The sequence below is a fragment of the Flammeovirga agarivorans genome (genome assembly GCF_012641475.1).
Lineage (GTDB): Bacteria > Bacteroidota > Bacteroidia > Cytophagales > Flammeovirgaceae > Flammeovirga > Flammeovirga agarivorans.
Genome location: NZ_JABAIL010000002.1, coordinates 338,617 through 349,816, shown reverse-complemented (window position 1 = coordinate 349,816; position 11,200 = coordinate 338,617). Strand labels below are relative to the sequence as shown.

The 11,200-nt window shown below is 32.4% G+C and carries 8 protein-coding genes; 7 read left to right on the top strand and 1 reads right to left on the bottom strand.

The window, feature by feature from the left end; genetic code table 11:
* Positions 1-261: 261 nt before the first annotated feature.
* The 6 genes from HGP29_RS06205 to HGP29_RS06180 all read left to right on the top strand — a co-directional run bounded on the left by HGP29_RS06205 (position 262) and on the right by HGP29_RS06180 (position 7,326).
* Positions 262-669, top strand: a complete 408-nt coding sequence (locus HGP29_RS06205; protein ID WP_168881503.1) for a rhodanese-like domain-containing protein — start codon at positions 262-264, stop codon at positions 667-669.
* Positions 670-763: 94 nt separating this feature from the next.
* Positions 764-1,525, top strand: a complete 762-nt coding sequence (gene yaaA, locus HGP29_RS06200) for a peroxide stress protein YaaA (RefSeq protein ID WP_168881502.1) — start codon at positions 764-766, stop codon at positions 1,523-1,525.
* Positions 1,526-1,706: 181 nt separating this feature from the next.
* On the top strand, positions 1,707-2,561 hold the full coding sequence (locus HGP29_RS06195; protein ID WP_168881501.1) for a DUF350 domain-containing protein: 855 nt from the start codon (positions 1,707-1,709) through the stop codon (positions 2,559-2,561).
* Positions 2,562-2,677: 116 nt separating this feature from the next.
* On the top strand, positions 2,678-4,771 hold the full coding sequence (locus HGP29_RS06190) for a TonB-dependent receptor domain-containing protein (RefSeq protein WP_168881500.1): 2,094 nt from the start codon (positions 2,678-2,680) through the stop codon (positions 4,769-4,771).
* Between the two features lie 113 nt (positions 4,772-4,884).
* A complete protein-coding gene (locus tag HGP29_RS06185; protein ID WP_168881499.1) occupies positions 4,885-6,456 on the top strand; it encodes a hypothetical protein in 1,572 nt (523 codons plus the stop codon).
* A gap of 240 nt (positions 6,457-6,696) precedes the next feature.
* Positions 6,697-7,326, top strand: coding sequence for a 4'-phosphopantetheinyl transferase family protein (locus HGP29_RS06180; RefSeq protein WP_168881498.1), 630 nt, complete (start codon positions 6,697-6,699; stop codon positions 7,324-7,326).
* Here HGP29_RS06180 and HGP29_RS06175 read toward each other — a convergent pair.
* The gene (locus HGP29_RS06175; RefSeq protein WP_168881497.1) at positions 7,311-7,508 is read right to left on the bottom strand and encodes a hypothetical protein; all 198 of its coding nucleotides are present in this window, start codon (positions 7,506-7,508) and stop codon (positions 7,311-7,313) included. The two genes, HGP29_RS06180 and HGP29_RS06175, sit on opposite strands and share 16 nt — an antisense overlap.
* A 248-nt stretch (positions 7,509-7,756) precedes the next feature.
* On the opposite strand from HGP29_RS06175, the gene HGP29_RS06170 reads away from it, so the two are divergent.
* Positions 7,757-11,176, top strand: a complete 3,420-nt coding sequence (locus tag HGP29_RS06170; protein ID WP_168881496.1) for a CHAT domain-containing protein — start codon at positions 7,757-7,759, stop codon at positions 11,174-11,176.
* Positions 11,177-11,200: the final 24 nt, after the last annotated feature.

The following is an 11,200-nucleotide window of genomic DNA, read 5'->3' as shown; positions in this document are numbered from 1 at the left end:
CCAAAAAAAGATTCAGTCTAATCAATTAGAATTGAATCATGACATTGTATAACGTTGGCGAATGGGCCAGCTGTGATCTTATTAATAGATGTAATTTTATTATTGTGCAAACAAATATTAACTTTAAGGGCACTTAAAAAAAATGATAATTACATCCATTATCATATATATACACGAAAAATAGGTTTTTTTGTTGTAGAAATGAAATTAAAATCATGCCATTATTTTTATGGTATTGAAAATCAGTAAAATATATTTAAAATGAATAATTTTTTCAGAATATCCTGTATACTTAGTGTAATTTTTTTATCACTGATTTCATCTTGTTCAAGTACAAATTCTCAAACTGAACCTCAAGTATCTGTATCTGAATTTGTTGAAGCTAGAAAAGCACATCCTGAGGCTATTATTATCGATGTGAGAACTCCCGGAGAGTACAAACAAGGTACAATGGAAGGAGCAATTAATGTAGATATTAAATCTTCTAGTTTTAAAGATCAAGTGAAGAATTTAGATCAAGAAACTACGGTAATGGTGTTTTGTAAAGGGGGAGTAAGATCTGCAAAAGCAAAGAAAGAGTTGAAGGCAATGGGTTTTTCAGATGTAATTGATTTGGAAGGCGGGTTTACAGCTTGGAAGTCTGCAGGAGGAGAAGTTGTAAAACCTTAAGTGATCGAAATAGCTTATACAGTTATTGAAAATATCAATTGGATGTTGAAGAAAGGGATGTTTATCTTTGCTTAACATTATAAAGAAGAAACAAATGAAAATAGTAATATCTCCTGCCAAAAGTCTTGATTATGAATCATCTTTTGAAACTGAATTAGAAACAACACCAAGATTTTTAAACCAATCGGAACAATTAGCTCAGTCGTTATCTAAATTATCAGCAGAAAAAATTGGTGATTTAATGTCTATTAGTCCTAAACTAGCAGACCTTAATAAAGAGCGTTTTGATGTTTGGAAGAAAGATTTTGATCCTTCAGATGCCAGACAAGCAGTTTATGCCTTTAAAGGAGATGTTTATGTAGGTTTGGATGCTTATTCATTAAATACAAATCAGCAAAATTTTTTACAAGATCATTTACGTATCTTATCTGGTCTTTATGGCGTTTTAAAGCCAATGGACTTAATGCAACCTTACCGTTTAGAGATGGGAACAAAGTGGGGAGTAAATGATAAGAAAAACTTATATGAGTTTTGGAAAGAAACAGTAACGACATCTTTAAATGAAGAATTGAAGGATGATCCTGTTTTAATCAATTTAGCCTCAAACGAATACTTTAAGTCGGTAGATAAAAAGAAATTAGAAGCGAGAATTATCACCCCAAACTTCAAAGATTTTAAAGGTGATAAATATAAAGTGATTAGTTTCTTTGCAAAAAAAGCGAGAGGACTAATGGTGAGGTATATTGTCGATAATAAGATTACGGACCCTGAGCAATTGAAAGGTTTCAATTATGAAGGATATATCTATAATGACGAATTATCTAAAGGAGATGAATGGATCTTTACAAGAGGTTAATTAATTTTCTTATAAAAAGGAGGCTATCTCAGAAACTTTATTTTGGGATAGCCTCTTTTATTTTCTACTTTTTTTTAAATTCAGTATGAGATACGTGTTCGTTTCAATATTGGAAATGAATATATTTGATTAAGAAAGGATAGTTTCCTTGAATTATAAATCTGACTTCAATCTGAACATTATGTATAGTATAACCGATTTTGAAATCGATAAATGGGGAGAAACATTAGCTTATATTCTATTATTTAGTCTGGTATTAATTTTTGCTAGAATAATATTGGGGCTGGTGACTAGATATGATGTAAATAAAGAACTTACGGATAAAGATAATGTAGCTTATAGTGTTAGTATGACAGGATACTTCATTGGAGTATCTATTGTATTTCTTGGAGCCTCAATGGGTTCATCACAAGGTTTATGGAAAGATTTATTAGTTGTTGGAGGGTATTCATTTGGAGGAGTACTAGCTATGTTTGTTTCCCGATTTATTAATGATCACCTTATTTTTCATCATATATCAAATATGACAGAAATACGGGAAAAGAAGAATATAGCGGTGGGCATAGTTCAATTGGCTTCTTATATCGCAACAGGGTTAATGATTGGGAGTGCAATAGCTGGCGATGATGGAGGTCCAGGAGAAGCCGTTTTATTTTACTTTATCGGTCAGATATTTTTAGTATCCTATACAAAAGGGTTCGTTAAATTCTCAAGGTATGATATACAATCGGATCTTAAATCCCAAAATGTTTCTATCTCACTAAGTGTTGCCGGTAAAATGATAGCTATTGGTTTGATTGTAATGATGACGTTGGGAAAAGAATTCTTGGGTTGGAAAGAAACTTTTGTGAGTATGTTTATTGATTGTTCAATCATGACTATACTTTTATTCTTCTCAACAATCCTATTTGATAAAGTAATTATACCTAAATCTGACCTCTATAATGAATTGGTAAAAGATAGAAATATAGGGGTTGGTTTGTTGGATTGTATGATGTCTATCATATATGCAATGCTGATGGTCTATTTTGTTTAATTGCGTTAAATTCTATTATTACGTATTAAAATTAACATTCTAACTGCAAACATGATTAAATAGTTTATACTTAATATTGTTTGATGTCGTATTATTTGTTGTAAACTTATACGCGAATGCTACGAAACCTGTTATTGTTAATTTTATTATCGTACGGAACATCATTATTAGCTCAGTCTCAGAAAGAACACTCTGGAAGTAGTAAACCTCCAAGTAATAATGACCGATATGAAATAGGGAAAAACATCAAAATCATTGATGGAAATGCCATTGATGCCTTAAAACTAATACCCGCTGTTGATGTAGATGCAGACGGTGTTGTAAGTTATAGAGGTAACACTGGAGTCCAAATCTTTATTAATAATAGACCTGCAAGTCAGTCTGGTGAGTATGGTCCTATATTAGAACAAATTCTCATAGATGATATTGAGTACATCGATATTATCTCTAACCCTTCTGCTCGATATGATGCTGATGGAACTGGAGGAATCATTAATATTTCCACTTTTAGTGCAAACTTAAAAAGTAGTTCGGCCAATATTTTATTGGGTACTGGAACTAATGATAAATACGATGCTGGTATAGGATTAAACAAACAAGATGGAAAGTTATCCTTAAACTTAGGATATAATTATAAACAAGAAAATAGGTACACTTCTATGGATGCTAATCTGAAAAATTTTGGAGAGGACGAACCTTTCAAAAATACAGATCAGCAATATTATGGAGATAATAATTTTGAAAAGCATAACCTTTCACTTGGCGGTCAATATGATTTTAATGAAAAGAACTCATTAAATGTAGCCGCTAACTTAGTCTGGATTGATTGGGGTAGATACGGAGACCTCACAACAATAGAAACAATTGATCAAGGTAGGCCTGATTCTTCTTCAGTTTACAATACTAATGTAGGTCAGAAGTTTAAGGTGGATGGACGTTTAGATTATCTTCATACAACGGATAGAGAAGGTGAGGAGTTAGCCATGAGTTTAGCATTTGCAGCTGGAGATGTAGATGTAGATAAAACCATGGGAACCTCCGAGTATAATAACACTACAGCTACTTTCAATAATTTTGCCTTTCAAACAGATTATTCTCGTCTATTAGGTAATGGTTTACGATTAGAAACGGGATTCAAACAGACCTACAGAGGAAAATCTCAGGGGTTGTATGTCTTAGATTATGACGAAAATACGGGAGGCTATATTCCTAATGAGGATAGAAATAATATCTTCAATTATAATGAACATGTTACAGCAGGATATGCAATGGTATCGGGTAACAAAAATAAATTTAGTTATCAGGTGGGTGTTAGAGTAGAGCAAACCTTTATTCGTTCTTACTTGGAGTCAGATCCATCAAAAGTATACGAAAATGATTACTTCAAGATCTATCCAAGTCTCAACTTAAAACAAGGCTTAGGAGAATATGACAATGTATTTTTCTCATATAGTAGAAAAGTTCAACGTCCAGGGATGAGAATGATTAATCCTTTTGAAGATACATCAAACCCGAGCTATATTCAGCAAGGTAACCCAGAGCTAGATGCCACATTTTTGGATATATTTGAGATAGGGTATGCAATAAATAAAGAAAAGTTTAATATCAAAACATCTTTATTTTACAAATTATACACAGATCCAGCAAGGTGGTATACTACAGAAGAAAATGGTGTAATGATTAATACCGTTGTAAATATGGAAAAAAGTGTAGATGCAGGTTGGGAAGTTGTAGGCGATCTTACATTAAACGATTGGTGGTCTATCAATGGTAATTTAAGTATTTACTATAATATGATTGATGGAACAAACGTCGATGAGAGTGTTTATCAGACAAGTTATAATTGGAATGCCGGGCTTTCTTCAAATATGAAGTTATGGAAAGGGAGTCAATTTTTACTGACTTATAAATACATGTCACCTTCTAAAAACCCTCAAGGAGATGTAAAAGGGAGGTATTTTATCAATGCATCGTTGTCTCAATCTATGATGAAAGGTCAAGGCAGTTTAATTCTTTCTGTTGATGATGTCTTAGATACTCAACAATATGCAATGACTAGAAATCAACCTACTTTTTCTGAAGACAAACTATATGATTGGGAGTCTAAAGTAGTCCGATTAACGTTTAGGTACAGAATAGGAGGCGGTAATAAAACAACATCAAAACAAAAGGGAAGTCAGGAGCAATTAGGAGGTGCTATTTTTAATTAATACCCTTGAACTAATTGATAGCACATGTTGTTAATTAATTTAAATAGTTAAACATTGAACAAAATATTGTCGTTCTATAACTGTATATGAAAATTAATTACTCTGTTGATACTATGAATTATATTAAATCTACCTTATTACTTCTAATTTTTACAATTGGATTTATCTCTTGTGATAATGAAGAGAATCCAATACCAAGTAACCAACCTATTGTATCGAAATCTTATAAAATGATTCAACCAGAAGAATTTACGTACAATGGTACGGTAAATTTGGAAGAAGATGAAGATGGAAAAATTATACTTAGAGTTACATTAGATCAGGCAGCCTCTGAAGAATATCAAGTGCAATTATATAATGGTTCAATTGACCTTTCGGCAACTTCTATTGAAACGCTGACACCAATTGCAGAAGGTGAAACAGAATCTATTACTGATTTATCAGAAAAATATACTTACCAAGAGTTAACTCAAATAAATGCTCACTTAAGAGTAATCAAAAAAGAAAATGACCTAAATATCGAATCCATCACAGAATTAGGGACAAATGAGTTTGATTATGATGGGGAGAAAACGTACGAAATAACGAATGCTTCTGGTGAAGTCGTAGGTTATTCTACATTCATTCCTAGAACAGACGGACCTATGTTAGTCGGAGTCAATCTTGTAAACCCGGACAATCAATATGAATATGTGATAGACCTTTATGAAGGAACTAAAAACTCTGGAGTAAAAACTGATAATCCATTTATCGAATTGGCCAACATTCCTATGTTCTCTGATAATAATAGCTATACTAATTTACCTGAGGAATATAGTACACCAGCTTCAATAGAAGATGCTTTTTTATTGATTGAAAAGAAGCCTATAGTCCAAGGTGAAGGATATTATGGTAAAGCTGATGTAGGAGGGAATGAATTAACAGGTGAAGTAATGATGTATGATTTTGCAAAACCTGGTAGTGAAGATTTTATTAATGGATGGGTGAAGTTTGAAGAGCGTGTAAATGGAAATGTACTGTTCTCTCATCAAATGACTGGAGATTCTAAGCCTTATTCATCTTTTGTGATCAATCTAAATGATGATAATTACTTTGAACAAGGTGTAATTCTAGCTCACTTGGGTAAAACAAAAGTAGATACAGATGAAGTGATCTATTTTGACCTTAGAGAGAGAAAAGACGGTACGCCAATAACATATAACGAAATTATCTCTTCTGAATATTCTGTAAGAATGAATAAAGATAGTGATCCTGAATATAATGGAACAGAATACTTCGCATTATCAGATGTAGGAACATCAGCATTAAATGGAACACATACGATCTCCGTATTTAATTTTAATCATATTGATTACTCTGGAGAAGAATTTACTATTGAGATGCATGAAAGAATCAATGGGATGGCATTTTTTAAGAGTAGCTATTCAGAGTTTTTAGAAGAAAGTGAATCATATAGAATCTATTTATATGAGGGTACAGATTATACGGATGAAAGTGCTGCTCAGGTAGCATTGGTAGGTATTTTGGATGAAAGATACAATGACCCAACATACGAAGAAGATATCATCAATGTAGATGTAAATGGAGACTCTATTAATTATGATCAATTGCTTGAAAGGGCAGGACATTATCGTCTGATTAGACAATCTGATGAAGAAGTAATTGCAAATGGTCTTCTAAAATAATATCAATTTCTATATCACCTTATACCTCATTCTTTTTATTAAGGATGAGGTGTTTTTTTATCAAGAGTTTTTTACGAATAGGAAAATTTAAAGATTAGTCACTCACAAAAGCATCGAAAATATCGATCTATTATTTGGAAATTTGGACGCTTTGGATGTTAATTTAAAATTCAGAGAAAGACTAATCATTTAAATTAACTCTTTACTCGTATTAGAAAGTTAATTTTCAAGACCTGATTTATGACAGATACAAAACCATATAATTTAAACACGACTACTGTTGATTCGATTCAAGGAGAACTTGCATTATTAGATGGGGATGAACTTAAACGATACAAACGATTTATTTCTCCGATAAAAAAAGAGGAGTTTTTAAAAGCAAGAACTTTCCTAAAACACATTCTAGCAAAAGAATTAGGACTTAAACCAAAACAAATTTCTTTTTCATACACAAAAAATGGGAAACCATTCCTCTCAAATATTTATGGAAAGAAAAACTATCACTTCAATATTTCACATAGTAACGGGTACTTAGTAGTAGTAACATCACAACAGCCAATAGGTATAGACCTAGAGCCTATTTCAAAACTGGATGAGGATAAATTGAAATGGTTTTTATCAGAACAAGAAATTAATGAGATAAAATCTATTCAAAATGAGGATGCGAGAAAAATTGCTCTTTTTCAGCTGTTTACAATGAAAGAGGCTTTCATCAAGGCAACAGATAAATCCTATTTATTAGACAATTTCAGCTTTTGGTACGTGAATGGTAAATGGCAATTACAAATTGGGGAAGATAATAACTGGGAATTTGACTTAAAAACTATCGGAAATGAAGTGGCTATTGCTATTTGTTATGCAGGTAAATAATGTAAACCTACTAATACTTCCTTTACTAACTTCCCTACAGTAATCACCATAAAGAAAGATGTTAAAATAGAAAGTGAAATGGCTTCTACTGAGCTTAAACCTAAATATTTATACCAAGAAGTGATTTTAATAGCACTGTAAATGGCAATAATGGTGATAAATGTAAGAATAATTGTTTCCATATGTGTCGAATCATTTTAAGCAATTGAAATATATTTCACAAAAATAGTTACAATGTTTCTAAAATGTATCATTTTTAAGTTAAAATTCCATATTATTAACATTAAAGTGTTTCAATAGCTTAAATACAGGACACTGTTTTTATCAATTTTGGTCATTGAAAATCATAAAAAAGTACTGTTTTATGATTTTTTAATAGTAAATTACTTCTCTTCAATTTTATATAGACTTGGTATAGAACTACACAGAAATGACCCACACTCTACGAACAATATTTTTATTACTAATTGTTTTATTAATTCCTAAAAGTCTCAAAGCAGAAGATTTTGGAAATCCATTTACAATGGAAGCAATCCAAACCCTTATCAATAAAGGGGAATTAGATCTGGCAAAGAAAAACTCTTGGGAATGGGTAGAAGCTATGCAAGCACAACATGGAGAAATGTCTATCCATGAAAACATAGCAAGGTTCTCTTTAGGTAGAGTTTGTTTAGAACGCCAAGAGTACGGAGAGGCCTTAAATCATTTTCAATATTCTGCAGATATTTTAGAAGAAACCACAGGATGGTTATACCCTGATTATGCAATTTCTTTAAATTATTTAGCGACGTGTTATATTCGATTAGGACAAGTTGAATACCCAAAGAAACTTTTAAAAGAGATTAAGATTATTATCGATAAAACGATAGGTCAAAATTCTATTAATTATGCCCATTATCTAATGAATTGGGGTATGATTTATTCTTATGAGGGAAGTTTCGAGAAGGCTGAACAATATATGCTTGATGCTAAAAGAATAGCCATAAATATGAAATATAGAAGGTCTTTTGATAAAGACTTTGAAGAGGTGGATATTCATTTGTCACATCTTTATTCTATTTCTTTTCGACATGATCAAGCAATTGATTTGATGCAGAAGACATTAAGTGAATTAGACGCAAAAAAAAGAGAGAATTCCCCTAATTATAGCAGATGTTTGTTGGTTTTGGGAGATGCTTATCGCTTAGCAGGTTTCTATGATAAAGCATTGGAAAGTTATAAAGATGCTGAATTTCATGTGAAGAAGATGGTAGGGACAAATCATTTTGCATATGCCGCAGTAGAAGAACGTATAGGTAATCTATATGCTGAAATTAGTCAATTTGATAAAGCTACTCCTTTGCTGGAATCGGCCAGTGAAATCTATAAGATGGATGAAACAGAGGTAGTCAGATATACATCTTGTTTAGTGATTTTAGCCAATGTAGCACTAAAAAGGGGAGAGTATAAACTGGCTGAGGATTATCTCAACACTATTCAACAAGCAGTAGGAGAAGAAGAGGTAAAGCAAAATGATGCTTTTCAAATAACAACTGCCCGCTTATTGATCATTAAGGGAGAATTTGTAGAATCCGAGCTGATTTTCTCTCAAACTCTAGCAAGAATGCTTGATAAGAACATGACTCATACTCGCTTCTTTTTAGAAACAAATCTCGATTACGTCGAACTTTTGGCTTACACAGGAAGAACAGATAAGGCTGAAAATATTATTAATAAAGGGATTAAGCTATTAAAGAGAATTGATCAAGATTCTACTTTAAATTTTGCTGAGACTCTGTATTGTAAAGGTTTTACTGATAGGAGAAAGGGAGCTACTAAAGAAGCTATTTCAAATCTAAAATCATCAAATGAACTCATTGATTTCTTAAACCTTGATACATCGATTTTAAAGGCATACAATAGTGAAGAACTTGCAAATATTTATTCAGAACAAGGGAAATTAGATTCAGCGAATTATTATTTCGGTATTGCATTTTCAATCTTTAAAGAAAAAGTAACTGCATATGATGTTCATTTTATTTACACCCAAATCAGTTATGCTAACCTCCTCATAAAAGAACAAAAATACCAAGACGCCTTAGATATTTTTATAGAGTTGGATGAAAAGGTGACAACGGGAACTATCTTGGATACTATGGTGAATGGTGGTATTGCCTACACTAACGCATTGTTAGGAAATTGGGATAAAGCAGAAGAGATGATTATCTCGGCCATCCAAGCACGCTTGAAATTTTATGATAATACCATGAAATATTCTAGCTCTCAAGATAAGATTAAGTACCTACACCAAACAGGAAGCTTATTTGATGTCTTCTATGATATTATGTACATGATGGGAGATAATGTAACTCCTTTGATGTTGAAAAACTGTTATGATATCCACTTAAAATTTAGAAGCTTCTTTTTGGTCGAAACAAGAGAAAGAAATAAGCACTTATACAAGTATAAAGACGATAGAGTTGCCCAAGGTTTTCCCGCTTATCTAAGTAAAATGTTATCGCTTAGAGATGGTATTGCAGCATTAAATTATATGTCGGTACAACAACGAAAAGAACTGGGAGTTGATCCTTACTTATTGTTAGATAATATCAATAACCTAGAAAAGTCTCTAGTTTTGGCGAGTAATGCTTATGTCAATCAACAGTCTGATCTTATTTATAAAGGCTGGAAGGATATCAAAAATGTATTAAAAGAAGGTGAAGTAGTTATAGAGATAGTAAAGCTACGAACATCACTAGGTAATACATCTAGATATATTGCACTAGTAGTGGATAAGAATGCAGAGTATCCTATGTATGTACCTATTGGGAAGAGTGAACAATTAGAAAATGAGGCGTTTTCAATCTACCAAAGAAAATCTACACCTTTAGGTAGAAATATGGTGATGGTAGAAGCTGAAGAAGAAAGTAGTCCCTATAAAATTTATTGGAAACCAATTTCAAACTTTCTCAAAACACGAAAGGAAAAGTACAATACAATTTATTTTATAGCTGATGGTATATACAACCTCATTAATGTAAACACACTTCAGAACGAAATGACGGAGCAATACCTTATTCAAGAAGAATATATCAAACAATTAAATGGTTCTACAGAATTACTAAGTAGTACGAGAAACCAAGAGATGCCCAGGAAGAAAAATGCTGTATTAATAGGTAATCCGGTGTTTGAAGAAAACAATCTTTCCGAGAATGGTACTAGAGCAACAAAAAGTAAAGGTCTGAAAATCCAATTAGACGAACTGCCCGGAACTGGGGAAGAGATAGAAATTTCTGAAAAGTTATTGATGAAAAATAATTGGAAAGTAGAAGTTTTTACAAGAGAAGCAGCCACCGAAGAATTAATTAAGACCTTGAAGACTTCTCCAACGGTATTGCATATAGCAACTCATGGATTCTTTCTAAATAAAATGAGGTATTCTGTCTCCAATAACCCAATGCTCCGATCAGGCTTATTCTTCTCAGAGTTTATTCAGACTGATACTAAAAGCTTAAATGAAATTTATAATTCAGGCCTTGATGGTATTTTGACTGCTTACGAAGTGGCAGGGTTAAATTTATCCAATACTGAGCTTCTGATATTGTCTGCTTGTCAATCGGGTGTTTCTGAGGTGACCGAAGGAGAAGGGATTTCCGGTTTACAATATGCGTTTTCTATTGCTGGAGTACATTCTGTTGTGATGAGTTTATGGAGTGTTGATGACAGAGCAACGAAAGAGTTAATGACAAAATTCTATGAGCATTGGAATGTAATGGGAGATCGACATAAGGCTTTTTACCAAGCTCAATTAGATATTATGGCCCGTTATAAAAGGCCTTACTTCTGGGGAGCTTTTGTGATGATAAATTAATTCGTAACTTAATTAAAGAGCAAA